Origin of the sequence: Motilibacter peucedani (assembly GCF_003634695.1) — a bacterium.
Lineage (GTDB): Bacteria > Actinomycetota > Actinomycetes > Motilibacterales > Motilibacteraceae > Motilibacter > Motilibacter peucedani.
Map to the genome: position 1 here is coordinate 272,058 of NZ_RBWV01000012.1, position 22,582 is coordinate 294,639.

Genomic DNA, 22,582 nt, shown 5'->3' on the forward strand with positions numbered 1-22,582 from the left:
ATCGGCCTAGCCGATCAACATCGGGGCCCGTCAGGGCTGGGACTTGGTGCGGTGGAGGAGCCAGTCGCGGTCGGTGCGGATGAGGGCGTAGCGGACGGGGCCGCGTACGCCGTGCAGCACGAAGACGAGCCGCTTGTCGGTGCGGCTCTCCTCCTCCCACCAGCCGATGTCGGCGATGGACTTGTCGGCGTCGGTGTAGGTCAGGTGGTCGAGGTCGTGGTCGGGCACGGCGACGGCGAGGCGGTTCTGGCCGGTGGCCTCGGGCAGGCCGCGGGGCACCGCCCACGAGCGGAGCACGCCGTCCTCCTCGAGCCGCAGGTCGAAGTGCGGCCGCGGCTTGCGGTGGTCGTGCAGCACGAACGCCGGCCGGTCGTCGGTCACCACCGCGACCTCGACCGGAGAGCGGGACGTCGCCGCGCGTACGCAGCGGTGGCCACGAGCGCGAGGCCGCCGACCGCGACCTCCGCCGACGAGCCGTGCACGCCGTCCCGTCGCAGCTCGACGAGGCGGCCGAAGACGTAGTCGTCGTCGGCCGGGGAACGCCGCGGGAGAGCCAGCGCCCGTTCGAGCGCCGCGTCGCGCGGGACGGTGCGGGTGCGCCACCACCGGTCCTGCCAGACGACCGAGTCGGACAGCGGGTCTGCCTCGAGCCGCCACCACGGCCCGAGGCGCTGGACGCCGCCCGGCTCGACCGAGCGCGGGGCGCCGCCACGCTCAGCGCGGACCAGCGCAGCGGCGGAGCCCTCCCGCGGCCACGTCCACCACACTGGCAGTGCGCACGCGGCCACCACCAGCGCGAGCGCCGCGAGCACGACGCGCCGGGGGAGTCGCCGTCGCCGTGCAGCCCGACCAACGACGAGGGCGCCCGCCCCGGTTGGCACCGGCACGGACGCCCTCATGGCGAGGAGCCTCAGCTCTCGCCGAGGGTGTTGCCGGCCCCTGCGGCGCGGATGTCGCCGAGCTGGTACTTCTCGACGGCCTCGCGGGCCGCCTCGGGCTTGACCCCGCCCTGCCTGGCCAGCTGGGCCAGCGTCGCGACCGTGATGGAGGCGGCGTCGACCTTGAAGTGCCGGCGCAGCGCTCCGCGGGTGTCGGACATGCCGAACCCGTCGGTGCCGAGCGAGGTCCAGTCGTGCTGCACCCACGGGCGGATGCCGTCGGGCACGGCCCGCATGTAGTCGGACACCGCGACCACGGGTCCCGGCGCGCCCGCCAGCTTGCGGGTCACGTAGGGCACGCGCTGCTCGCCGTCGGGAGAGAGCAGGTTGGCCGAGTCGCAGTCGAGGGCCTCGCGGCGCAGCTCGGTCCACGAGGTGGCCGACCACACGTCGGCCGACACGCCCCAGTCGTCGGCGAGCAGCTGCTGGGCCTCGAGCGCCCAGGTCAGCCCCACGCCCGAGGCGAGGATCTGCGCCTTCGCCGCGTCGGCGCCGAGGTCGGGCCCCGGTGCATAGCGGTAGAGGCCCTTGAGCAGCCCGTCGAGGTCGAGGTCGGCGGGCTGGGCCGGCTGGAGGTAGGGCTCGTTGTAGATCGTGAGGTAGTAGAAGACGTCCTCGGGGCTCTCGCCGTACATCCGCCGCAGGCCGTCGCGGAAGATGTGGCCCGCCTCGAAGGCGAACGCCGGGTCGTACCAGACGGCGGCCGGGTTGGTCGCCGCGATCAGCGGCGAGTGCCCGTCCTCGTGCTGGAGGCCCTCGCCGTTGAGCGTGGTGCGGCCGGCGGTGGCGCCGAGCAGGAAGCCGCGGCCGAGCTGGTCGCCCAGCTTCCACATCTGGTCGCCGGTGCGCTGGAACCCGAACATCGAGTAGAAGATGTAGATCGGGATCATCGGCTCGCCGTGCGTCGCGTAGGACGTCGCGGCCGCGATGGTCGAGCCCATGGAGCCGGCCTCGGTGATGCCCTCGTGGAGCAGCTGGCCCTGGACCGACTCCTTGTAGGAGAGCAGCAGCGCGCGGTCGACCGCGTCGTAGCGCTGGCCGTGGGGCGAGTAGATCTTCGCCGTCGGGAACAGCGCGTCCATGCCGAAGGTGCGGGCCTCGTCGGGGATGACCGGGACGAAGCGCGACCCGATCTCCTTGTCCTTCATGAGGTCCTTGATGAGCCGGACCAGCGCCATCGTGGTGGCGACCGGCTGCTTGCCCGAGCCCTGCGCCATGGATGCGTACGCGGCGTCCCCGGGCAGCGTGAGCGTGCGCGGGGCGTCCACCCGGCGCGGCACCGAGCCGCCGAGCGCGGCCCGGCGGGCGCGGACGTACTGCACCTCGGGGGAGTCCTCGGCCGGCCGGTAGTAGGGCGGCAGGTCGGCGAGGTCCTCGTCGGTGAAGGGCATCTGCAGGACGTCGCGGAAGCGCTTGACGTCGTCCTTGGTGAGCTTCTTCATCTGGTGCGTGGCGTTGCGCGCCTCGAAGGACTGGATGCCCCAGCCCTTGACGGTCTGCACGAGGATGACGCTCGGGCGGCCCTGGTGCTCGGTCGCAGCCTTGAACGCCGCGTAGACCTTGCGCGGGTCGTGGCCGCCGCGGCGCAGGCTCTTGAGCCGCTCGTCGCTCCAGCCCTCGACCATCGCGGCGAGCTTCGGGTCGCGGCCCCAGAAGTGCTCGCGGAAGTAGGCGCCGGACTCGACCGAGTAGGTCTGCCACTGGCCGTCGGGCACCTCGCCGAGCGCCTCGGTGAGAACGCCGTCGACGTCCTGGGCGAGCAGCTCGTCCCACTCGCGGCCCCAGACGACCTTGATCACGTTCCAGCCCGCGCCACGGAAGTAGCCCTCGAGCTCCTGGATGATCTTGCCGTTGCCGCGGACCGGGCCGTCGAGGCGCTGCAGGTTGCAGTTGACGACCCAGGTGAGGTTGTCGAGGCCCTCGCGGGCGCCGACGCCGAGCGCGCCGAGCGACTCGACCTCGTCCATCTCGCCGTCGCCGAGGAATGCCCACACCCGGCAGCCGGAGACGTCCTTGATGCCGCGGTTGGTGAGGTACTTGTTGAACCGCGCCTGGTAGATCGAGTCGATCGGGCCGAGGCCCATCGACACGGTCGGGAACTCCCAGAAGTCCGGCATCAGCCGGGGGTGGGGGTAGGACGGCAGGCCGCGGCCGGGGCCGGTCAGCTCCTGGCGGAACGAGTCGAGGTCGTCCTCGCTCAGGCGGCCCTCGAGGAACGCACGGCCGTAGACGCCGGGCGACGCGTGGCCCTGGAAGAAGATCTGGTCGCCGCCGCCGGGCGCGTCCTTGCCCTGGAAGAACGAGTTGAAGCCGGTCTCGTAGAGCAGCGCGGACGACGCGTAGGACGCGATGTGCCCGCCGACGCCGACTCCCGGGCGCTGCGCGCGGGTGACCATGACCGCGGCGTTCCAGCGGTTGATCGCCTCGATGCGGGCCTCGAGCGCCTCGTCACCGGGGAACTCCGGCTCGGCCTCGACCGGGATCGTGTTGACGTAGTCGGTGCGCACCAGCGAGGGCAGCCCGATGTCGGACGCGCCGGCGCGCTCCAGCAGCGTGCGCAGGACGAAGCGGCTGCGCTCCGGCCCGGCGTGCGCGACGAGGGCCTCGAGCGAGTCGAGCCACTCCTGGGTCTCCGCCGGGTCCGCGTCGGGGTGCGACGGGGCGACGGTCTGGGCCGGGGAACTGGGTACGCCCACCGGTGTCTGCTTGTCTGCCACGGGTCCAGTGTCCTACCCGACCGCCCCATCCGTCACCACGGGGTCCTCCGGCCGCTGGTGAGAGGCTCCTCGCATGCAGACCCTGGTGCTCCACGTCCCCACCGGCGGGCGCGAGGCGGCCGTCGACCTGACCCGCCGCTGCGCCCAGTTCGTCGCCCAGGCCAGCGGCGGGGGCGACGGGCTGCTCTCGCTGTGGGTGCCGCACGCGACGGCGGGGATCGCGGTCATCGAGACCGGCGCGGGCAGCGACGACGACCTGCTCGCGGCGCTGCGCGACCTGCTGCCGGCCGACGACCGCTGGCGCCACCGGCACGGTACGCCGGGGCACGGCCGCGACCACGTGCTGCCTGCGCTGGTGCCGCCGCACGCCACCGTGCCCGTCCTCGGCGGGCACCTGGCCCTGGGCACCTGGCAGTCGCTGGTGCTCGTCGACACCAACGTCGACAACCCGCAGCGCGAGGTGCGGCTCAGCTTCCTGTCGGGCTGACGGGAGCGCTACTCCTCGCCGTCCGCGCGGCGCAGGGAGGTGGCGCGCAGGCCGTGCTCGCCGGAGACGTACGCGACGGCGACCAGGTCGCCGACCTCGACGTCCCAGCCCTCGACGTCGTCGACGACGTCGGCGCTGACCGCGATCTCGCTCGGCACGCCGTGGGCGACGACCGCGCCGACCCCCTCGGGCGCGTCCCAGCGCACGACGCGTCCGGTGGCGTGCGAGGCGTCGCTGGTGCGGCTCATGGCCCGCATTCTGCCGTCGCGCCCGACCGGCCCGGCACGCCGGGGGAGCGCCAATACGGGCGTTGCGCTTGCGCATCGCTCCGCGTGGGGCGTTGACTACCCCGCAACCGGTCCCCGACCACGGGTGGGGCCACGCACGTGGAGGAGCACGGTGAGCGCGACCGCCGGTCCCACCGAGGGCCAGCGCACCCTGGCGTCCAGGCTCGGCATGCAGCCCGGTCAGGTCGTCCAGGAGCTGGGCTACGACGACGACTGCGACGCCGAGCTGCGTGCCTCCATCGAGGAGGTCACGGGCAACGCCCTGGTGGGCGAGGACCCCGACGACGTCGTCGACGTGGTCGTCATGTGGTGGCGCGAGGACGACGGCGACCTCGTCGACGCCCTCGTCGACGCCCTGACCGACCTGGCCGACGGCGGCGTCGTCTGGCTGCTGTCCCCCAAGACCGGCCGCTCCGGGCACGTCGAGCCGAGCGACATCGGCGACGCCGCGCCCACCGCCGGCCTCTCCGCCACGAGCAGCATCAGCGCGAGCCGCGAGTGGCAGGGCACCCGCCTGGTCGCTCCCAAGGCCTCTCGCAAGTGAGGCTGGGCGACCCCGCGCCCGCCTTCACCCTCGAGGACACCCACGGCACTCCGGTCTCGCTCGCGAGCCTGCGCGGCACCCGCGTGCTGCTCGTCTTCTTCCCGCACGCCTTCACCCCGGTCTGCACCGGCGAGGTCGCCGAGCTCGACGGGCTGCGCGAGGCGCTGGCGGGCCACGGCGTACGCGTCCTCGGCGTCTCGTGCGACCCCGCGCCCGCGCTGCGGGCCTTCGCCGAGCAGCAGGGCTTCGGCTTCGACCTGCTCTCCGACTTCTGGCCGCACGGCGCCGCGGCCCGCTCCTACGGCGTCTTCGGCGAAGCCCGGGGCATCGCCGGGCGCGGCAGCTTCCTCGTCGACGAGGACGGCCTGCTGCGCTGGTCGGTCCTCAGCAGCGGCGGGGAGCCGCGCGACGCGGCCGGCTACCTGGCTGCGGCGGCTGCTCTAGGCTGAGCACGCGCTGACGGGCCTGTAGCTCAGTGGTAGAGCATCTCGTTTACACCGAGAGGGTCGGCGGTTCGAAACCGTCCGGGCCCACCGTCCCTCGCGAGGAGGTCGTCCTGCACCGCCTGCACTGCACCCGGTGCCACGCGTCGTGGCCCGACGAGTCGGGCGGCGACCCGTCGACCCGCGTGTGCCCGGTCTGCTCGCTCGAGGTGACCGGCAACCCCAACGCCCACGGCAGCCCCTCGCCCGCCGAGGACCTGCTGGCCACCGAGCTGGAGCCGCCCGCGTGACCGCCACGCTCGCGCAGGTCGTCGCGGCGCTCGAGGGCCTCTGGGACCCGCGCACCGCCGAGAGCTGGGACGCGGTGGGCACGGTCTGCGGCGACCCTGACGCCGAGGTCCGACGCATCCTGATGGCGGTCGACCCCGTCGAGCAGACTGTCGACGAGGCGGTCGAGGACGGCTTCGACCTGCTGGTCACCCACCACCCGCTCTACCTGCGAGGCACCTCGACGGTGTCGGCGGCCACACCCAAGGGCCGGCTGGTGCACCGGCTGATCCGCAGCGGCGTCGGCCTGCACGTCGCCCACACCAACGCCGACGCGGCGGTGCCCGGCGTGTCCGACGCGCTGGCCCGGGCGGTCGGCGTCGAGGGGCCGCTGGAGCCGCTCGACCCGCAGCCGGCCGACCCGCTCGACAAGATCGTCGTCTTCGTCCCGGCAGCGCAGGCCGAGCAGGTGGTCGACGCTCTGGCGGCCGCGGGCGCCGGGGAGCTCGGCGACTACTCGCGCGCCGCCAACCTCTCGGACTCGACCGGTACGTTCCGGCCCGGTCCCGGCGCGCACCCGAGCGTCGGGCGCGCGGGGGAGTCGGCGTACGTCGCGGAGACCCGCGTCGAGATGGTGCTGCCGCGCGCGCGGCGGGCGGCGGTGGTGGCGGCCATGCGCGCGGCGCACCCCTACGAGGAGCCGGCCTTCGACGTGCTGGAGCTCGCGCTCCCTGCCGGTCCCCGCGGCATCGGGCGGGTCGGGCGGCTGGCCCGGCCCGTGGCGCTCGACGAGTTCGCCGCGCGGGTGGCCTCGGCGCTGCCGCCCACGGTGGTCGGCGTGCGCACCGCGGGCGATCCTGACGCGGTCGTCGAGCGCGTGGCGGTCTGCGGCGGGTCGGGGGACTCCTTCGTCGCGGCGGCGACGGCGGCGGGCGCCGACGCCTACGTCACCGCCGACCTTCGTCACCACCCGGTCTCCGAGTCGCAGCTCGCAGGGGGTCCGGCGCTGCTCGACGTGGGGCACTGGGCCAGCGAGTGGCCGTGGCTCGCCCAGGCGGCGCAGCAGATCGTGACCGTGCTGTCGGAGTCCGGCACTACGGTGGAGGTCGAGGTCTCGGAGACCTGCACCGACCCGTGGACGATCCAGAGCAGCGTCCCCGACTGGTGACCGGAAGAGCAGCGAGGAGCAGGCGTTGAAGGCAGACCCGTCGGAGCAGCTGCGGCTGCTCGACCTGCAGGCCCTCGACACCCGGCTCGACCAGCTCGAGCACCGGCGGCACTCCATGCCGGAGCTCGCGGAGATCGCCGCCCTCGACAAGGAGCTCGCGCACCTGCGCAACCTGCTCGTGGCGGCCGAGACCCAGCTCTCCGACCTCGAGCGCGAGCGGGCGCGGGCCGAGACCGACGTCGAGCAGGTGCGCACCCGCGTGCGCCGCGACCGCGACCGCATGGACTCCGGGCGCATCACCAACTCCAAGGAGCTCGTCGAGCTGTCCTCCGAGCTCGAGTCGCTCGCCCGGCGCCAGTCGGTGCTCGAGGACGTCGAGCTCGAGGTCATGGAGCGCATCGAGGTCTCCTCGGCCGAGCACCAGCGCGTGAGCGTCGACGTGGCCGCGGTCGAGGAGAAGCGGGCCGCCGCCGCAGGCCGCCGCGACGCCGTGCTGGCCGAGGTCGACGGCGAGGCCGCCCTCACCACCTCGGCGCGCGAGGCCGTCGTGCGCGACATCGGGCCGCAGCTGCTCGCGCTCTACGACAAGGTCCGCGCGTCCTCGGGCGGGCTCGGCGCCGCCGAGCTCAAGGCGCGCCGCTGCCAGGGCTGCCGGCTCGAGCTCAACACCGTCGACCTGAGCACCTTCCGCGACGCCGCGCCCGACGAGGTGCTGCGCTGCGAGGAGTGCCGCCGCATCCTGGTGCGCACCCCCGAGTCCGGGCTGTGACGGTGCCGGAGCTGTGACGGGTCGCAGGCTGGTCGTCGAGGCCGACGGCGGCTCGCGCGGCAACCCCGGGCCCGCGGGCTACGGCGCGCTGGTCAAGGACGCGGTCACGGGCGAGCTGCTCGCCGAGCGGGCCGAGGCCATCGGCAGGGAGACCAACAACGTCGCCGAGTACCGCGGCCTGATCGCCGGGCTCGAGGCCGCCCGCGAGATCGACCCGGAGGCGCGGGTCGAGGTGCGCATGGACAGCAAGCTCGTGGTCGAGCAGATGAGCGGGCGCTGGAAGGTCAAGCACCCTTCGATGCAGCCGCTGGCCCTGCGGGCGCGCGCGGTCTTCCCGCCCGGCCAGGTGTCGTTCTCCTGGATCCCGCGCGAGATCAACAAGCACGCCGACCGGCTCGCGAACGAGGCGATGGACGCGGCCGCGCGCGGCACCACGTGGGTGGCGCCGGGCCTGTCGCCCGAGCGCGGCGAGCCCGCACAGCCGGAGCCGGTGCAGGAGCCGCGCGCCGGCTCCCGGCTCGTCGGCTGGGACGACCCCGGCGCGCCGACCACGACGGTGCTCGTGCGCCACGGCGAGACGGCACACACGGTGGCCAAGGTGTTCTGCGGCCGCGACGGCCTCGACCCCGGTCTGACCGAGCGCGGCCGCGCGCAGGCGGCGGCGGTCGGCCGGGCGCTCGCGGCGGGCTTCACCGACGACGCACCGGTCGCGGTGGTCTGCTCGCCGCTGCGCCGGGCCCGCGAGACCGCCGACGAGGTCGCGGCGGCGCTCGGGCTCGAAGTGCGCGTCGACGACGCCTTCGTCGAGGCGTCGTTCGGGCAGTGGGACGGGCTCGGCTTCGCCGCTGTGCGCGAGCGGTGGCCGGCCGAGCTGCAGGCCTGGCTCGACGACTCGGCCGTGGCGCCGCCGGGCGGCGAGAGCCTCGACCAGGTGCACCGGCGGGTGCGCCTCGGTCGCGACAAGCTGCTCGCGCGCTACCCCGGGCGCACCGTCGTGGTCGTGAGCCACGTGACGCCCATCGGCCAGCTGACGCGGCTCGCGCTCGACGCCCCACCGGCCACCGTCTACCGCGTCGAGCTCTCTCCGGGCTCGCTCCACGTGCTGCGCTGGTGGCCCGACGGCGGGTCCTCCGTGCGCGCGCTCAACGCGACGACGCACCTCGCGGGCATCGCCGCGCCCGACTTCGTCTGACGTTCAGCGCCAGGCCAGCGCGAGGCACCCGCTGACCACGGCGAGCGGCGCCACGAGCAGGCCCTCGCGGGCGAAGGCGAAGGCACCGACGCGTACGCCGCGGCTGGCGCACCGCTCGCGCCACAGCAGCGTCGCGAGCGAGCCCCAGACGAGCACCAGCGGGCCGGCGTTGACGCCGACCAGCAGGGCGAGGACCTGGGTGGTGCCGTGCGCGACCGGCTCGACGGCGAGGAACGCCGGCAGGTTGTTGACCAGGTTCGAGGCGACCGCTGCCACGCCGCCGAGCCGCAGCAGCCCGCCGGTCGAGCTGCCGCCGGCCCCGGCGAGGTCGGAGATCGTGCCGTCGAGACCGTGCTCGAGCAGCGTCTGCACCACCAGGAAGAGCCCGAGCGTCATCAGCACCAGCTGCCAGGGCAGCAGGCCCGCCAGCCGGCGCGGGCGCACGGACGCTGGGCGGCGCGCGGCGAAGCCGGCGACCAGCACCACCGCCGCCGCCGTTGCCACGACCCACGGCGCGAGCCCGGCCACGAGCAGCGGGCCGACGGCCAGCGTCACGACCGCGCTGAGCCGCAGCAGCACGCGGTCCTCGACCGCGACCTCCGGAGGCGTCGAGTAGCGGCCGCGCAGCGTACGCCGGTGGCGCAGAAGCAGCACGGCGAGCGTGACGACGAGCAGCGCGAGCTGGGCGGGCCACGAGTGCGACGCGAACTCCACGGCTCCGAGCCCGGTCTTCGTCTCGGCCAGCAGGTTGGTGAGGTTCGAGACGGGCAGCAGCAGGCTGGCCGTGTTGGCCAGCCACACGGTCGCGAAGGCGAAGGGCAGCGGGTCGAGCTCGAGCGCCGACGCCAGCGCCAGCACGACCGGCGTCAGCAGGACCGCTGTGGTGTCGAGGCTCAGCACCGTCGTGGTCGCGGTCGCCAGGACGCAGACGAGGAGGAAGAGCGTGCGGGTGCGTCCGCGCCCGAGCAGCGCCGCCCGCCGGGCGGCGACGTCGAACAGCCCGGCCTCGTCGCTGAGCTCGGCCACCACGGTGATCGCGACGAGGAAGCCGAGGACGGGCAGCGTACGGTGCGCCACCTCGCTCGCGCCGTGCCGGGACAGCGCGCCGGTCAGGACGGCGAGCAGCCCGGCGAGGGCTGCGGCGATGGGCACGAGGCGGAAGCGTACGGTGCGCGGCCCGTCGGGCACGCTGCCGCTCCGGTAGCACCGGACGCCGCTCCGGTAGCATCGGGAGCGGACGAGCCGGCCGGGCGGTCGCGTCGTCGCAGCTCGCTGCGGCGCCGAGGAAAGTCCGGACTCCACAGGGCAGGGTGGTGGCCAACAGCCACCCGGGGCGACCCGCGGGACAGTGCCACAGAGAACAGACCGCCGGCACGCGCGCTCTCGGGCGTGCGGCGCCGGTAAGGGTGAAACGGTGGTGTAAGAGACCACCAGCGTCCGGGGTGACCCGGACGGCTCGGCAAACCCCACCCGGAGCAAGGCCAGACAGGGAGCGATCGGCGGCTGCTCGCAGCTGCCGGGGAGGGCTGCCCGCCCGAGCTCCCGGGTAGGCCGCTCGAGGCTGTCGGCAACGGCAGCCCTAGATGGATGGCCGCCGGGACCGCTCTCGCGGTCCTACAGGATCCGGCTTACAGGCCGGCTCGTCCCCCGCCTGCCGCTCGCATGATCTGCCCCCTTCGAGGGCATCTGCCCCGCACCACCACCGGGAGCGGGGAGCAGACATGCCAGACGCACGCACCACCACCCGCCGGGCGGTCCTCCGCAGCGGCGCAGCCGTCACCGGGGCGGCGGCGCTGGGCGCAGCGGCGCCGGCCACCGCCCAGGCCGCCCCGGAGCCACCCCGGCCGAGGGTGACCGCGAAGGTCGGCTTCGTGCTCTCGCACGAGCAGTTCCGCACGCAGTCGCTGGTCAGCTGGGCCTCGCAGGCCGAGGCCGTCGGCTTCAGCCACGTGTGGACCAGCGACCACCTCCAGCCGTGGGAGGACGTTCAGGGCCACTCGATGCACCCGTGGATCACCCACGGGATCATCAGCCACACGACCTCCCGGGTGCACTTCGGCACCGGCGTGACGTGCCCGACCTACCGCCACCACCCCAGCGAGGTGGCGCAGGCCTTCGCCTCGCTGGGGATCCTGGCGCCGGGCCGCGTCTTCCTCGGCGTCGGCACCGGCGAGGCGCTCAACGAGCAGGCCGGCACGGGCAGCTTCGGCCCCTACGCCGAGCGCGCCGCCCGGCTGGTCGAGGCGGTGCAGCTGATCCGCCGGCTCTGGGAGGGCCAACGCGTCAGCTTCCGCGGCACCTACTACACGGTCGACCAGTTCCAGCTCTACGACGTGCCCTCGAAGCCGGTGCCGATCCTGATGGCGGCCAGCGGCCCGAAGAGCGCCTACAACGCCGGGCGCTACGGCGACGGCTGGATCTGCAGCGCCAAGGACCTGATGAAGCCCGAGCTCCAGGCGGCGTTCGCGCAGGGTGCACGCGACGCGGGCAAGGACCCCGACACGATGCCGAAGTACGCCGAGAGCTTCGTCAACATCGGCGGCCCGGCCGAGCTGCTCTACTCCGGCGTGCGCTGGCGCTTCACCTACGACTCGTGGAACCCCGAGCTGCTCTACGAGCCCAACCCGCTGCGCATCCAGCAGAAGGCGGCCGCGTCGTTCTCGCTCGCCCAGGCGACCGCCGCCTGGCCCAAGGGTCCCGACCCCGACGTCCACATCAAGGCGGCGCAGAAGATCCTCGACATGGGCGGTACGCCGTTCATCCACTCCGGCGAGCACGACCAGCCCGGTGTGATCGAGTTCTACGGCAAGAACGTCCTGCCCCGGCTCACCGCCTGAGGACCGACTCCACCTCGGCCGCCGTCGCCAGGGCGGCGCGCGCTCCCACGGCGCGCGTCGCCAGGGCGCCGGCAGCGCACGCCTGCTCGACCGCGTCGCCGAGGGGACGCTGCGCGGCGAGCGCCCAGGCGAGGGTGCCGCTGAACGCGTCGCCCGCTCCGGTGGTGTCGACGGGGCCGCCGGCCACCGCGTACGCGTCGTGGTGCTCCTGCCCCTGCGCCGTCACGACGTCGGCGCCGGCGGCGCCGCGGGTCACGACCACCGCACCGACACCCGCCTCGAGCAGGGCGGGCGCCCCGCCGGGGGAGAGCAGGCCCAGCTCGTGCTCGTTGGGCGTGAGCACGTCGACGAGCGCCAGCAGCTCCGCCGGCAGCGGCTGGGCGGGCGCAGGATTGAGCACGAAGCCCCATCCCCGCTGCCGGGCGGCCCGCGCTGCCGCGTGCACCGTCTCCACCGGCACCTCCAGGCAGGCGAGCACCACGACGTGCTCGCCCGGCAGGGGCGCGAGCGCACCGGCCACGTCGTCCGGAGAGAGCCGGGCGTTGGCGCCGGGCACCACGGCGATGGCGTTCTCGCCGTCGCCTTCGAGGAGGACCAGTGCCGTGCCGGTCGGCTCTCCGGCCGTCGGAAGCAGCGCCGCGCAGTCGACGCCGTCATCCTCGAGCGCTGCGCGGGCCGCGGCGCCCTCGGCGTCGTCGCCGACCCGACCCACGAAGCGGACGTCGCCGCCGAGCCGGGCAGCGGCGGCCGCCTGGTTGCCGCCCTTGCCGCCCTGGCGTCGCTCGAGTCCGCTCGCGGTCAGCGTCTCGCCCGCCCGGGGGATCCGCTCCAGCGCGACGACGAGGTCGGCGTTGACCGATCCCACCACGACGACGACGCCCGGGCCGGCCACGCCGGTGCTCGCTGCGCTCACCGCCCGGAGTGTAGGAGGGATCGCTGCCCGCAAGGGCGTTGACGAGCCGCGGACCCGATGGGACGGTGATCAGGAGAGCAGGGACGGTGGCATCCGATGGGCTCCTCGCAGCACGACAGCTCCCGTGGCTTCCACGCCTCGGCGCCATGGCGGGCCCTCCGGGCGTTCGCCCGGGTGGTCGACCAGCGCCGCGGCTGGGACCGGCTGCCGCTGCCGCTGAGCCTCGTCGTGCTGATCGGCCTGCGCGACTCCTTGCGCCGCGACAACCTCTACGACCCCGCCGATCCGGCGTCCTACGTGCCGCCCGCGGCGCCGCCCACGACCGTGGAGGCGTGGACGACGCGCACCGTCGACGGCAGCTCCAACGACCTCGACGACGTCACCGCCGGCATGGCGGGTCGGCGCTTCGGCCGCAACGTCCCGCCCTCGGTGCTGCACCGCCCGACGCGGGACGAGGTGCTGCACCCGAGCCCGCGGGAGGTCAGCCGCGCGCTCATGACCCGGGTCGACGGCCGCATGGTGGAGGCGCCGGGCGCGAACGCCCTGGTCTCCGCCTGGCTGCAGTTCATGATCCGCGACTGGTTCAGCCACGGTCCAAGCGTCAAGGACGACCCGTGGGAGGTCGACCTGGTCCCGGGCGACGCCTGGCCGCGGCGCACGGTGACGGTGCTGCGTACGATGCCCGATCCGACGGTGCCTCCGGGCACCCAGCCGCCGTTCCCCACCTCGGTCAACACCTGCACGCACTGGTGGGACGCCTCACAGGTCTACGGCACGACCACCGAATACCAGCAGATGACGCGCACTCACGTCGGCGGCAAGCTGGTCATCGGACCCGACGGCCGCCTCCCGGTGCCCCAGGGCGAGGACGGACCGACGAAGGAGCCGGGCTTCTGGGTCGGCCTGGCGATGCTGCAGACGCTGTTCACCCTCGAGCACAACGCGATCTGCGACATGCTCAACGCCGCCTACCCGTCGTGGTCCGACGAGCAGACCTTCCAGCGGGCGCGTCTCGTGCTCGCGGCTGTCACGGCCAAGATCCACACCGTCGAGTGGACTCCGGTGGTCATCGGTCATCCCACGACGAAGTTCGCGATGCGAGCCAACTGGTTCGGGCTCCAGGGTGAACGGCTGCACCGCAGGTTCGGCCGTCTGTCGAAGAGCGAGGTCATCAGTGGCATCCCCGGCTCGGAGCTGCAGTCCTACGGCGTCCCCTACTCGCTGACAGAGGAGTTCGCTGCGGTCTACCGCATGCACCCACTCGTACGCGACTGGTACGACCTGCGCTCGGTCCGCGACGACAGCCTCCACGCGCGTCGCTCGCTGCGTGACCTCTCCGGGCAGGGCGGGGTCGACGTGCTGTCCGAGGTCTCGCTCGAGGACCTGTTCTACTCGTTCGGCACCGAGCAGCCGGGCGTGGTCACGCTGCACAACTTCCCGCACTTCCTGCAGGAGTTCGAGCGCCCCGACAACGGCGAGCCGATGGACCTGGCGGCCACCGACATCCTGCGCCACCGTGAGATGGGGGTGCCGCGCTACTGCGAGTTCCGCCGCCAGCTGCGCCTGCGCGCCCCGCGCAGCTTCTCCGAGATCACCGACGACGTCGACGCGGTGCGGGAGATGAAGCGCATCTACGGCCCCGACGGCATCGAGCGGCTCGACCTGATGGTCGGGCTGTTCGCGGAGCGGCGGCCCGAGGGCTTCGCCTTCAGCGACACCGCGTTCCGCATCTTCATCCTCATGGCGTCGAGGCGGCTCAACAGCGACCGCTTCTTCACGACCGACTACCGGCCGGAGGTCTACACCCGGCAGGGCATGCGCTGGATCGCCGACGCGAGCATGGCCTCGCTGCTGCGCCGCCACTACCCGGCGCTGGCCGCGTCCATCGGCACCCGAGCGAACGCCTTCGAGCTCTGGGACCGGGCGCGGACCTGACCCACCCCTCGAAAGAGGCGCGGCGTCAGTCGGCGAGCGCCTGCTCGAGGGTCGGCACGAGGGTGAAGACCTGGTCGAGGGCGGTCAGCTCGAACAGCGTGAGCACCACGGGCCGGTCGCTGACGATGCGGATCTCGCCGCCCTCGGGCAGCAGCCGCTTGTGGGCGCTGACCAGCACGCCCAGCGCGCTGGAGTCGAGGAACGAGACGTCGGTGAAGTCGAGCACGAGGCGGTGGCGGCCGGCGTCGACCGCGTCGTGCAGTGCTGTGCGCAGTGCCGGCCCGGTGTGGGCGTCGATCTCGCCCTTGACCGACAGGACCGTCCAGGTGCCCTCGTCGCGGCGCTCGACACTGAGCTCGGGAGGAGGTTCCTCCGACATGGCGCTCCCTGGGGTGAGGCTGGACCGGTCTCCGCACGCCGGTCCCTGCTTGACCCGACTGACGAGTGCCAGTATGCCCAGCCCGTGATCGTCTGACCAGCCCGTCGACCGCTGCCCCTGCGGCCGCTGTGACGAAGCCGTCGTTCGTCGCAGGCGTGGCGAACGCCTCGCAGGGGGTAGAACGGGCTCGACCGCCATCCGCGCCGGCTCCGCTGCGGCGACCCACCTCCAGACACGGGGGCCCCTGCTGTGTGCAGCACCACCGCACCTGTGCAGCTGGTGCTGGCCCCGCGGACCGACTCGGGCGCGGTGGCCCGGCGGTTCCTGCGGGCCGCCACGTGCGCCGACCACCCGGGCGCCATGCTCGACGACGCCGCGCTGCTCGTCTCCGAGGTCGTCGCCAACGCGGTGCGCCACGGCGCACCCCCCATCGTGCTGAGCGTCGAGTGCCTCTCGGCCCGGGAGCTGGAGGTCGCAGTGCGCGACGGCAGCCCCACCGACCCCCTGCCCCGCGTCGCGTCGGAGCTCGACGAGAGCGGCCGGGGCATGGCGCTGGTCGCCGCGCTCAGCGAGAGCTGGGGGACCCGGCACGACGCCACCGGCAAGCAGGTGTGGTTCCGGGTCCGCAAGACCGCCTGAGTCGCCGGCGCCGGTCGCTCAGCGCTGGCGCGCGACCGGTGTGGTGGCCGGCTCGAGCACGACTCCGACCAGCCGCTCGGCACGACCGTCGGGCCCGGGCAGGGCCCGGCCGCGCACCTGCAGCCGGCGCAGGGAGCCGCCACCCTCGCGTACGCGGTAGTCGGCGACGAGGTCGCCGACCGTGGAGACCGCGGTGTCGACGGCGCTGCGCAGGCGCGGGACGTCGTCCGGGTCGACTGCGGCGAGGAACCGCTCGAAGGTGCCGGTGGTGCCGCGCCACCCCGCGTCGTGCATCACGACGAGCAGCTCGTCGGCGACCAGCTCCCCGCTCGCGACGGTGAGCTCGAACGAGCCGATGCGTGCGGCCTGCATCGCCTGGTCGAGGCGCACGGAGACGGTGTAGGTGCGGACGTTGTCGAGCGCCACGCCGGCCCGGCGCCCGACGTCCTCGACGGTCGCGACGTCGTCGACCGGCAACGGGTGCGGGCCGGGGCGCGCGACGGACACGGCGCCGACCGCGCCGCCGCGCGAGACGAGCGGGACGACGATGCACTGCTGCCGGGAGCCGGCGCCACCGGGCCCGCCGGCGCCGGGCACGTCGGCGAGGTCCTCGACGAGGCGGGTCGCCCCGGAGGCCATGACCTCGCGCACCGTCGGTGAGCCGCCGTCCTGCGCGAAGCGGGCGAAGACCTCGGCCGTCCCCGGCGCCCGACGGGCGTCGTCGCTCCGGCGGGCGAGCGGGCACCAGACCCGGCCGTGGTCGCCGACCAGGTGCACCGCGACCCACTCGCCGTAGCGCGGCACGAGGGCGTCGGCGACGGCGTCGAGCACCGCGGCCGGGCTGCGCGAGGCGGCCAGCGCCTCGCCCAGGCGGGCCAGGCTGCGGCTGCGCTCCTCGGCCTCCCTGACACGCTCGAGCGCGTCGCTGCGCGCGACCGCCTGGGCGGTCTGGGCGGCCAGCCCGTCGAGGTAGGCGCGCTCGGGCGCGGAGAACACGTGCGCCCTCGGGAAGGAGAAGCGCAGCGCGCCCACGACCTCGCCGGCGACCAGCAGCGGCGCGGCCGCCACCGCGAGGGCGCCGGGCTGCATGGAGACCAGGTGGGGGAAGCGGGCGTCGTACTCGTCGCGGCTCTCCACGTAGACGGCGCGCCCCGTGCGGATCGCCCGCGTCGAGGGCCCCGCCGGCCGGTTGGGGTCGAAGCCGTAGCGGGCACCGAGCCCTTCGTCGACGCCGCGCTCGAGGATGGGCAGCGTGAGGCCGCCGCCCGGGCGCGACAGCGTGCCGCCGGCCGCCCGCAGCGCGAGCATGCCCTCGCTGACCGCGGCCTCCGCGATGTCCATCAGCGTCTCGGCGGCGGCCAGCCGGGCCGTGACCTGCTGCAGCTGGGCGGCCAGCGCGCTGTCGCGGTAGCGCTGGTCGAGGCTGCGGACCTCGCGCAGCAGCCGCGCCTCGAAGCTCTCCGCCGGCTGGACCGGCCGGCCGGCCTCGGCGTCGCGCAGTCCGGCGACCAGCCCCTCGACGTACCACTCGCGCAGCACCCGGAACTCGACCGGCGACTCGAGGCTGAGCAGGCGCTTGTCCTGCGCCACCGAGTCGGCCGCCGCGAGCGCGCGCAGGTAGCCCTCGCCGGCATCGGCGAGCTCGACGGGCAGCGTGAACCGCAGCGTGACGCGGGGGAGCCGCTGCTCGAGGGCGTCTGCCAGCAGGGCGCGGATCTGCACCCGGGCGACGGTGAAGCGGGCGACGGCGGCGCGGATGTCCTCGACGACGCGGTGCGGCAGCGCACCCCCCTCGGTCGTGTCGGCCAGCGCCAGCTCGCGCAGCACGCCGTCGAGGTGGTCCTTGGCAGCGGCGAGCAGCTGGGTCGGGGCCTCGCCGACCGTCACGCGGTGCCCGACCGGGCCGGGCACCTCGACGTCGTCGCCGAACATCGCGAGCAGCGCCTCGGGGTCGATGTCGGGGCCCTCGGGCTCGGCGACCCCGCCGCCGAGCTCGCACCACACGACCTTGCCCGGCCGGCCGTCGGCGCGGGGCCCCGCGCCCCACGAGCTGCTGACGGCGCTGAGCAGGTTCAGCCCGCGTCCGGTGGTGCCGCCGTCGCTCGCCTTGCGGCGGACCGGCAGCGCCGGGTTGGTGTCGAGCACCTGGAGGCGCACCCCCTGCGGCTCGCTGGCGACCTCGACGACGGCCGGGCCGGGCGCGTGCAGCACCACGTTGCCCACCAGCTCGCTGACCGAGAGCTCGGCCTCGTCGACCAGGTCGTCGTGGCCCCACCCGACCAGCAGCCGGCGCAGCCACCGGCGCACCTCGGGCACCACCGCCGCGCTGGACTCGAGCGCGAGGGACTCCCTGCGCGCGAGCTCCTCGTGGGCCATGGGGCGAACTGTATTGAATGGTGCGCCAGCGCACCTCTCCTACCCGCCAGAAACCGTGAACTCGACCGGTGCACCGGGTTCGTTCCTCGCCCGAGCAGGGGCCTGTGTGTGCGTCAGCGCGACCCCAGGTGCACGCACTGCGCTCCGCTAGCCTCGCCCCCATGCCCGTGCAGCGCGTCGCCTCCCCTTCCCGCTACGCCCCGGTCATCGGGTTCTCAGCCGCCGTGCGCGCGGGGGACCTCGTCTTCGTCGCCGGCACGACCGCGGTCGACGGCTCGGGCGAGGTCGTCGGGGGTGACGACGCGTACCTCCAGGCGCAGGACGTCTTCCGCAAGATCGGCGCCGCGCTCCAGGGAGCGGGGGCGAGCATCGACGACGTCGTGCAGACACGCATGTTCCTCGCCCGGGCGGGCGACTGGGAGGCCGTCGGCCGCGCCCACGGCGAGGCGTTCGCCACCGCGATGCCTGCGGCGACGATGGTCGAGGCGCGCCTGCTCGACGAGCGGATGCTCGTCGAGGTGGAGGCCGTCGCCTCCGTCGGTGCCTCGGGGCAGGGCTAGCGCGCGAGCGTCGCCGGGTCCTCGTCGCGCACGTCGACGATGCGCAGCGGCCGCAGGTAGTGGGCCGCGCGGGTGCCCCTCGTCTCCTCGACGATCCAGCTCGCGCCCTTCGCCGTGGTCGACGGCTCGTCGGGCAGTGCGACGGCACCCGAGTCCCGCCAGCGCTCGAGCAGTGCGCTGAGCACCTCGCCGTGGGTGCAGAAGAGCGTGCCCTGGGCGGCCGGCTCCGCCAGCAGGGCGTCGAGGGCGGCCGCGTCGGACTCCGGCGCGAGCAGCGGCTCGTCCTCCGGCTCGGTGCCGAGCGCGGCGGACAGCGGCACGAGCGTCTGACGGCACCGGCGGTAGGGGCTCGTGCGCAAGGAGGTGACCGGCAGCTCCCGCAGCAGCTGGGCGAGGCCTTCGGCCTGCTGGTGGCCACGGGCGCTGAGGGGACGGTCGACGTCGCCGAACGGCCACAGTCGCTTGTCGCCGGCGTGCGCGTGCCTCACCAGGATCAGCAAGCCGGGCTCCTCGCGTTGCCGTGCTCTCGACAGTGCCGAGGCAAGTAGACGCTCTCCGGCCACCTGCAGGCAACCTGCCCTCGGGCGCCGGACCTCAGGGCTCGACGAGGCGGTCGCGCTGTGCGGCGAGCCAGCGCTCGTCGAAGCCGGTGCGCGCGGCGGTGTGGGCGACGGAGTAGCCCTGGCGGAGCAGGTCGACCGCCTGCTCGGGCGTCCACCCCTGCTTGGGGACGTTGGCCTGGCGCACGACGACGTCCCCGAACGCGGGGGTTCCGTCCGTGGGGCGGGTGGCGCCGAGCCGAGGCATGATCACATCGTACGCGCCCGTGGTCTGTCAGGGGAGTGCGCGAGACTGGTCGTCCGGGTCGAGACCGTGCGACGAGAGGTCGACCCGTGCCGCCCCCAGCCTCGCTCCCGCGACCGGTCGAGGTGCGCCACCAGGGCCGCTGGGTGCACGGTTCGCTCCTCGCGGTCTACCGCCGCGGCGGCCGCTGGCGCGCCGTCGTGCGCTACTCCGTCGCCCCGGGCGAGCAGTACCAGCAGGCGCGCTGGGCCGACGACGTACGCGCGGCGGGGGCCCAGCAGGAGGCAGGGCGGGCGCAGCGGTAGGGCGGGCGGGCTTAGGGGGAGACGGCGCCGGGCAGGACGCCCTCATGTTCGAATCGGAAAGCATCACCCTCTGGCGCGACGCCGACGTCATCGACCCCAAGGGCGACAAGATCGGCTCCCTGGAGTCGGTCTACGTCGACACCGCCACCGACGAGCCCTTCGTCGCCGGGCTCAAGGTCGGCATCATCGGCCGGCACCGGCTGGTGTTCGTGCCGCTCACTGCCGCGACCGTGGGGCCGGGCTACGTGCGCGTGCGCTACGACAAGGACCTCGTCCGCAACGCTCCCGGCATCGAGACCGACGGCGAGATGGCTGCTGACATGGAGCCGACGATCTTCGCGCACTACTCGATGGACTACTCGCCCGGCGCGAGCGGGGAGCGCAGGCTGGCTCGCCGCTGACGGCGCGTCGCGAGCGCTAGGCCGAGGCGCGTACGCCGGGCAGCGTCAGGACGTCGGCGCCCGTGTCGGTCACCACGAGCGTGTGCTCGAACTGAGCGGTGCGCCGGCGGTCCTTGGTCAGCACGGTCCAGCCGTCGTCCCACATGTCCCAGGCGATCGTGCCGAGCGTGAGCATCGGCTCGATGGTGAAGACCATCCCCGGCTCCATGACGGTGGTCGCCGCGGGATCGTCGTAGTGCGGGATGACGAGGCCCGAGTGGAACGCCGGACCGACGCCGTGGCCGGTGAAGTCGCGGACGACGCCGTAGCCGAAGCGCTTGGCGTAGGCCTCGATCACCCGGCCGATGACGTTGACCTGGCGGCCCGGGCGCACCGCCTTGACGGCCCGCTCGAGCGCTTCGCGGGTGCGCTCGACGAGCTGGCGCGACTCCTCGTCGACCTCGCCCACGAGGTAGGTCGCGTCGGTGTCGCCGTGCACGCCGTCGACGAAGGCGGTCACGTCGATGTTGACGATGTCGCCGTCGCGCAGCACGGTCGAGTCGGGGATCCCGTGGCAGATGACCTCGTTGACCGAGGTGCAGCACGACTTGGGGTAGCCGCGGTAGCCCAGTGTCGAGGGGTAGGCGTCATGGGCCACGAGGTAGTCGTGGCAGACCGCGTCGAGCTCGTCGGTGGTCACGCCGGGAGCCGCGACCGCAGCGGCGGCCTCCATCGCCTCGGCGGCGATGCGTCCGGCGTGCCGGATTCGTTCGACGGTGGCGGGGTCCTGCACGTGGCTGCCGGTGTAGGGCGCGGGCCCGGGACGCCCGACGTACTCGGGCCGGGGGATGCGGGCAGGGACCGGGCGCTGGGGGGACAGGGTCCCGGGTACGAGCGTGGGCATGATGGGCGCGAGTCTAGTTGGCCGCACAGTGAGCGAGAGGGACGAGATGGCCGAGTTCTGGTACTGCCTCAAGCACGGAACGGTCGAGGACGAGCCGCGCTGCCAGGGTGCTGACCGGATGGGTCCCTACGCGACCCGCGCCGAAGCGCAGAACGCGCTGCAGACCGCGGCGCAGCGCACCGAGGCGTGGGACGAGGACCCGAAGTGGAAGGACGAGTGAGCGACGAGCAGGCTCCGCGCGTCGGGGTGCTCGGCGGCACAGGTGACCTGGGTCGCGGCCTCGCGCGCCGGTGGGCGGCGGCAGGCGTACCCGTCGTCCTCGGCTCCCGCGACGCGGCGCGCGCGCAGGAGGCGGCCGACGCGCTCAACTCCGAGCTCTCGCCCGACGTGCCCGTCGCTGGCGCCGCCAACGCCGACTGCGCCCGCGCGGCGCAGGTGGCAGTGGTCGCGGTGCCGTGGGAGGGGCACGCGGCGCTGCTCGAGGAGTGCCGCGACGCGCTGGCAGGCAAGGTCGTCGTCGACGTCGTCAACCCGCTGGGGTTCGACGAGCGAGGCGCCTTCGCGCTGCCGGTCGAGCAGGGCAGCGCGTGCCAGCAGGCCCAGGCGCTGCTGCCCAGCAGCACCGTCGTCGGCGCGTTCCACCACGTGTCGGCGGTGCTCCTGCTCGACCCCGAGGTGACCGCGCTCGAGCTCGACGTGCTCGTGCTCGGCGACGACCGCGCGGCCACCGACACCGTGCAGGCACTGGCGGAGCGGCTGCCCGGGGTGCGCGGCGTCTACGGCGGCCGGCTGCGCAACGCCCACCAGGTCGAGGCGCTGACCGCCAACCTCATCTCGGTCAACCGGCGCTACAAGACCCACGCCGGCGTGCGCGTCACGCGCCCCTAGCTGTAGGAGTTCTCCTCCGACGGCCAGGTGCCCGAGGTGACGTCGGCGGCGTACGCGGTGGCCGCCTCGCGCAGCACGCCGCGGACGTCGGCGTAGCGGCGGACGAACTTCGGCACCGGTCCGCTGGTCAGGCCGGCCATGTCCTGCCACACCAGCACTTGGGCGTCGGTGCCGGGACCGGCGCCGATGCCCACGGTCGGGATGTCGAGCTCGGCGGTGACCTTGGCGCCGAGCTCGGCAGGCACGGCCTCCAGCACGACGGCGAAGGCGCCCGCCGCCTGGAGGGAGCGGGCGTCCTCGAGCAGGCGCGTGCCGGCGTCGCCGCGGCCCTGCACCTTGAAGCCGCCGAGCTGGTTGACCGACTGCGGGGTCAGTCCGAGGTGGCCCATGACGGGGATGCCAGCGGCGACGAGCGCCTGCACCTGCGGCACGACCGCAGCCCCGCCCTCGAACTTCACCGCGTGGGCGCGCCCCTCCTTGAGGAACCGCGACGCCGTGGACAGCGCCTGCTCGGGGCTGGCCTGGTAGCTGCCGAAGGGCAGGTCGGCGACGACGAGGGCGCGGCGGGTGCCCCGCACGACCGCGGCCACCATGGGCAGCAGCTCGTCGACCGTCACGGGCAGTGTGGTCTCGTAGCCGAGAACGACGTTGGCCGCGGAGTCGCCGACGAGCAGCACCGGGATGCCGGCCTCGTCGAAGATGCCTGCGGTCAGGGCGTCGTAGGCCGTCAGCATCGGCCAGCGCTCGCCCTCGAGCTTGGCGGCCGAGATGTCGCGGATGGTGACACGCCGGGTGGCCGGCACGTCGGCCAGCGGGTGGTGGGAACTCGCCATCAGTGGCGCTCCTTGCG

At 74.2% G+C, this 22,582-nt stretch carries 26 protein-coding genes, 1 tRNA gene and 1 other RNA gene; 16 read left to right on the forward strand and 12 right to left on the reverse strand.

The annotated features are described in order from the left end of the window. Positions 1–30: 30 nt before the first annotated feature. The 3 genes from CLV35_RS12150 to aceE all read right to left on the reverse strand — a co-directional run bounded on the left by CLV35_RS12150 (position 31) and on the right by aceE (position 3,655). Complete coding sequence (locus CLV35_RS12150) at positions 31–381, reverse strand: DNA polymerase ligase N-terminal domain-containing protein (RefSeq protein ID WP_121193922.1); 351 nt, start codon at positions 379–381, stop codon at positions 31–33. Continuing rightward, a complete protein-coding gene (locus CLV35_RS12155; RefSeq protein ID WP_121193747.1) occupies positions 378–812 on the reverse strand; it encodes a hypothetical protein in 435 nt (144 codons plus the stop codon). The genes CLV35_RS12150 and CLV35_RS12155 overlap by 4 nt, the downstream gene beginning before the upstream one ends. Positions 813–910: 98 nt before the next feature. Next, positions 911–3,655 carry a pyruvate dehydrogenase (acetyl-transferring), homodimeric type gene (gene aceE, locus CLV35_RS12160; RefSeq protein ID WP_407938205.1) on the reverse strand — a complete coding sequence of 915 codons (2,745 nt, stop codon included), beginning with the start codon at positions 3,653–3,655 and terminating at the stop codon, positions 911–913. 73 nt (positions 3,656–3,728) lie between these two features. Between aceE and CLV35_RS12165 the strand changes: the two genes are divergently transcribed. Further along, on the forward strand, positions 3,729–4,142 hold the full coding sequence (locus CLV35_RS12165; RefSeq protein ID WP_121193748.1) for a YjbQ family protein: 414 nt from the start codon (positions 3,729–3,731) through the stop codon (positions 4,140–4,142). A gap of 8 nt (positions 4,143–4,150) precedes the next feature. Here the strand turns inward: CLV35_RS12165 and CLV35_RS12170 are convergent, their stop codons facing one another. Then, positions 4,151–4,390 (reverse strand): hypothetical protein, encoded by a 240-nt coding sequence (locus CLV35_RS12170; RefSeq protein WP_147431955.1) that lies wholly within the window; start codon positions 4,388–4,390, stop codon positions 4,151–4,153. 151 nt (positions 4,391–4,541) lie between these two features. On the opposite strand from CLV35_RS12170, the gene CLV35_RS12175 reads away from it, so the two are divergent. The 6 genes from CLV35_RS12175 to CLV35_RS12200 all read left to right on the forward strand — a co-directional run bounded on the left by CLV35_RS12175 (position 4,542) and on the right by CLV35_RS12200 (position 8,812). After that, entirely contained in the window at positions 4,542–4,973 is a 432-nt protein-coding gene (locus tag CLV35_RS12175; protein WP_121193750.1) for a DUF3052 domain-containing protein, read from the forward strand. Then, entirely contained in the window at positions 4,970–5,422 is a 453-nt protein-coding gene (locus tag CLV35_RS12180) for a peroxiredoxin (RefSeq protein ID WP_121193751.1), read from the forward strand. Before CLV35_RS12175 ends, CLV35_RS12180 begins: the two co-directional genes overlap by 4 nt. 12 nt (positions 5,423–5,434) lie before the next feature. Beyond that, positions 5,435–5,506, forward strand: a tRNA-Val gene (locus tag CLV35_RS12185). Positions 5,507–5,702: 196 nt separating this feature from the next. Continuing rightward, positions 5,703–6,851, forward strand: a complete 1,149-nt coding sequence (locus CLV35_RS12190) for a Nif3-like dinuclear metal center hexameric protein (RefSeq protein WP_121193752.1) — start codon at positions 5,703–5,705, stop codon at positions 6,849–6,851. A 25-nt stretch (positions 6,852–6,876) separates the two neighbouring features. Further along, a complete protein-coding gene (locus tag CLV35_RS12195; RefSeq protein ID WP_121193753.1) occupies positions 6,877–7,620 on the forward strand; it encodes a zinc ribbon domain-containing protein in 744 nt (247 codons plus the stop codon). A 13-nt stretch (positions 7,621–7,633) separates the two neighbouring features. Then, complete coding sequence (locus CLV35_RS12200) at positions 7,634–8,812, forward strand: bifunctional RNase H/acid phosphatase (RefSeq protein ID WP_121193754.1); 1,179 nt, start codon at positions 7,634–7,636, stop codon at positions 8,810–8,812. A gap of 3 nt (positions 8,813–8,815) precedes the next feature. Here the strand turns inward: CLV35_RS12200 and CLV35_RS12205 are convergent, their stop codons facing one another. Continuing rightward, positions 8,816–10,000: an SLC13 family permease gene (locus CLV35_RS12205; RefSeq protein ID WP_121193755.1), complete on the reverse strand. Its 1,185-nt coding sequence runs from the start codon at positions 9,998–10,000 to the stop codon at positions 8,816–8,818. Between the two features lie 50 nt (positions 10,001–10,050). On the opposite strand from CLV35_RS12205, the gene rnpB reads away from it, so the two are divergent. Continuing rightward, positions 10,051–10,459, forward strand: an RNA gene (gene rnpB / locus CLV35_RS12210) — RNase P RNA component class A. 74 nt (positions 10,460–10,533) lie between these two features. Further along, positions 10,534–11,649, forward strand: a complete 1,116-nt coding sequence (locus tag CLV35_RS12215) for a TIGR03557 family F420-dependent LLM class oxidoreductase (RefSeq protein ID WP_121193756.1) — start codon at positions 10,534–10,536, stop codon at positions 11,647–11,649. Here the strand turns inward: CLV35_RS12215 and CLV35_RS12220 are convergent. Next, positions 11,639–12,562, reverse strand: a complete 924-nt coding sequence (locus tag CLV35_RS12220; protein WP_231121747.1) for a ribokinase — start codon at positions 12,560–12,562, stop codon at positions 11,639–11,641. The two genes, CLV35_RS12215 and CLV35_RS12220, sit on opposite strands and share 11 nt — an antisense overlap. Positions 12,563–12,658: 96 nt before the next feature. Between CLV35_RS12220 and CLV35_RS12225 the strand changes: the two genes are divergently transcribed. Then, the gene (locus CLV35_RS12225) at positions 12,659–14,497 is read left to right on the forward strand and encodes a peroxidase family protein (RefSeq protein ID WP_121193758.1); all 1,839 of its coding nucleotides are present in this window, start codon (positions 12,659–12,661) and stop codon (positions 14,495–14,497) included. Between the two features lie 25 nt (positions 14,498–14,522). Here CLV35_RS12225 and CLV35_RS12230 read toward each other — a convergent pair whose 3' ends face one another. Next, a complete protein-coding gene (locus CLV35_RS12230) occupies positions 14,523–14,876 on the reverse strand; it encodes an STAS domain-containing protein (protein WP_121193759.1) in 354 nt (117 codons plus the stop codon). A 270-nt stretch (positions 14,877–15,146) separates the two neighbouring features. On the opposite strand from CLV35_RS12230, the gene CLV35_RS12235 reads away from it, so the two are divergent. Then, complete coding sequence (locus CLV35_RS12235) at positions 15,147–15,515, forward strand: ATP-binding protein (protein WP_183061950.1); 369 nt, start codon at positions 15,147–15,149, stop codon at positions 15,513–15,515. Between the two features lie 18 nt (positions 15,516–15,533). Here the strand turns inward: CLV35_RS12235 and CLV35_RS12240 are convergent, their stop codons facing one another. After that, the gene (locus CLV35_RS12240; RefSeq protein ID WP_121193761.1) at positions 15,534–17,891 is read right to left on the reverse strand and encodes a GAF domain-containing protein; all 2,358 of its coding nucleotides are present in this window, start codon (positions 17,889–17,891) and stop codon (positions 15,534–15,536) included. 161 nt (positions 17,892–18,052) lie between these two features. On the opposite strand from CLV35_RS12240, the gene CLV35_RS12245 reads away from it, so the two are divergent. Further along, entirely contained in the window at positions 18,053–18,451 is a 399-nt protein-coding gene (locus CLV35_RS12245; protein ID WP_121193762.1) for a Rid family hydrolase, read from the forward strand. Here CLV35_RS12245 and CLV35_RS12250 read toward each other — a convergent pair. Both CLV35_RS12250 and CLV35_RS12255 read right to left on the reverse strand, forming a co-directional pair. Beyond that, positions 18,448–18,951, reverse strand: coding sequence for a SixA phosphatase family protein (locus tag CLV35_RS12250; protein WP_121193763.1), 504 nt, complete (start codon positions 18,949–18,951; stop codon positions 18,448–18,450). The genes CLV35_RS12245 and CLV35_RS12250 overlap by 4 nt on opposite strands. Before the next feature lie 94 nt (positions 18,952–19,045). Further along, positions 19,046–19,258 carry a hypothetical protein gene (locus CLV35_RS12255; protein ID WP_121193764.1) on the reverse strand — a complete coding sequence of 71 codons (213 nt, stop codon included), beginning with the start codon at positions 19,256–19,258 and terminating at the stop codon, positions 19,046–19,048. A gap of 86 nt (positions 19,259–19,344) precedes the next feature. On the opposite strand from CLV35_RS12255, the gene CLV35_RS12260 reads away from it, so the two are divergent. Together CLV35_RS12260 and CLV35_RS12265 are read left to right on the forward strand one after the other, a co-directional pair. Beyond that, positions 19,345–19,560 (forward strand): hypothetical protein, encoded by a 216-nt coding sequence (locus CLV35_RS12260; protein WP_121193765.1) that lies wholly within the window; start codon positions 19,345–19,347, stop codon positions 19,558–19,560. 44 nt (positions 19,561–19,604) lie between these two features. Further along, positions 19,605–19,961 (forward strand): PRC-barrel domain-containing protein, encoded by a 357-nt coding sequence (locus CLV35_RS12265; RefSeq protein ID WP_121193766.1) that lies wholly within the window; start codon positions 19,605–19,607, stop codon positions 19,959–19,961. Between the two features lie 16 nt (positions 19,962–19,977). Here the strand turns inward: CLV35_RS12265 and map are convergent, their stop codons facing one another. Next, positions 19,978–20,844 (reverse strand): type I methionyl aminopeptidase, encoded by an 867-nt coding sequence (gene map, locus CLV35_RS12270; RefSeq protein WP_121193767.1) that lies wholly within the window; start codon positions 20,842–20,844, stop codon positions 19,978–19,980. Positions 20,845–20,872: 28 nt separating this feature from the next. On the opposite strand from map, the gene CLV35_RS12275 reads away from it, so the two are divergent. Beyond that, positions 20,873–21,064, forward strand: coding sequence for a hypothetical protein (locus CLV35_RS12275; RefSeq protein WP_147431956.1), 192 nt, complete (start codon positions 20,873–20,875; stop codon positions 21,062–21,064). Next, positions 21,061–21,732, forward strand: a complete 672-nt coding sequence (gene npdG, locus CLV35_RS12280) for an NADPH-dependent F420 reductase (RefSeq protein WP_231121748.1) — start codon at positions 21,061–21,063, stop codon at positions 21,730–21,732. The genes CLV35_RS12275 and npdG overlap by 4 nt, the downstream gene beginning before the upstream one ends. Here npdG and panB read toward each other — a convergent pair. Next, positions 21,729–22,565 (reverse strand): 3-methyl-2-oxobutanoate hydroxymethyltransferase, encoded by an 837-nt coding sequence (panB, locus tag CLV35_RS12285; protein WP_121193770.1) that lies wholly within the window; start codon positions 22,563–22,565, stop codon positions 21,729–21,731. The genes npdG and panB overlap by 4 nt on opposite strands. Between the last annotated feature and the right edge of the window lie 17 nt (positions 22,566–22,582).

What these genes read in the sequence shown, in the direction of transcription:
- CLV35_RS12165 (WP_121193748.1), top strand. Translation starts at nt 3,729, where the DNA reads ATGCAGACCCTGGTGCTCCACGTCCCCACCGGCGGGCGCGAGGCGGCC.
- CLV35_RS12170 (WP_147431955.1), bottom strand. Translation starts at nt 4,390, where the DNA reads ATGAGCCGCACCAGCGACGCCTCGCACGCCACCGGACGCGTCGTGCGC.
- CLV35_RS12215 (WP_121193756.1), top strand. Translation starts at nt 10,534, where the DNA reads ATGCCAGACGCACGCACCACCACCCGCCGGGCGGTCCTCCGCAGCGGC.
- CLV35_RS12225 (WP_121193758.1), top strand. Translation starts at nt 12,659, where the DNA reads ATGGGCTCCTCGCAGCACGACAGCTCCCGTGGCTTCCACGCCTCGGCG.
- CLV35_RS12230 (WP_121193759.1), bottom strand. Translation starts at nt 14,876, where the DNA reads ATGTCGGAGGAACCTCCTCCCGAGCTCAGTGTCGAGCGCCGCGACGAG.
- CLV35_RS12240 (WP_121193761.1), bottom strand. Translation starts at nt 17,891, where the DNA reads ATGGCCCACGAGGAGCTCGCGCGCAGGGAGTCCCTCGCGCTCGAGTCC.
- CLV35_RS12245 (WP_121193762.1), top strand. Translation starts at nt 18,053, where the DNA reads ATGCCCGTGCAGCGCGTCGCCTCCCCTTCCCGCTACGCCCCGGTCATC.
- CLV35_RS12255 (WP_121193764.1), bottom strand. Translation starts at nt 19,258, where the DNA reads ATGCCTCGGCTCGGCGCCACCCGCCCCACGGACGGAACCCCCGCGTTC.
- CLV35_RS12265 (WP_121193766.1), top strand. Translation starts at nt 19,605, where the DNA reads ATGTTCGAATCGGAAAGCATCACCCTCTGGCGCGACGCCGACGTCATC.
- map (WP_121193767.1), bottom strand. Translation starts at nt 20,844, where the DNA reads ATGCCCACGCTCGTACCCGGGACCCTGTCCCCCCAGCGCCCGGTCCCT.
- panB (WP_121193770.1), bottom strand. Translation starts at nt 22,565, where the DNA reads ATGGCGAGTTCCCACCACCCGCTGGCCGACGTGCCGGCCACCCGGCGT.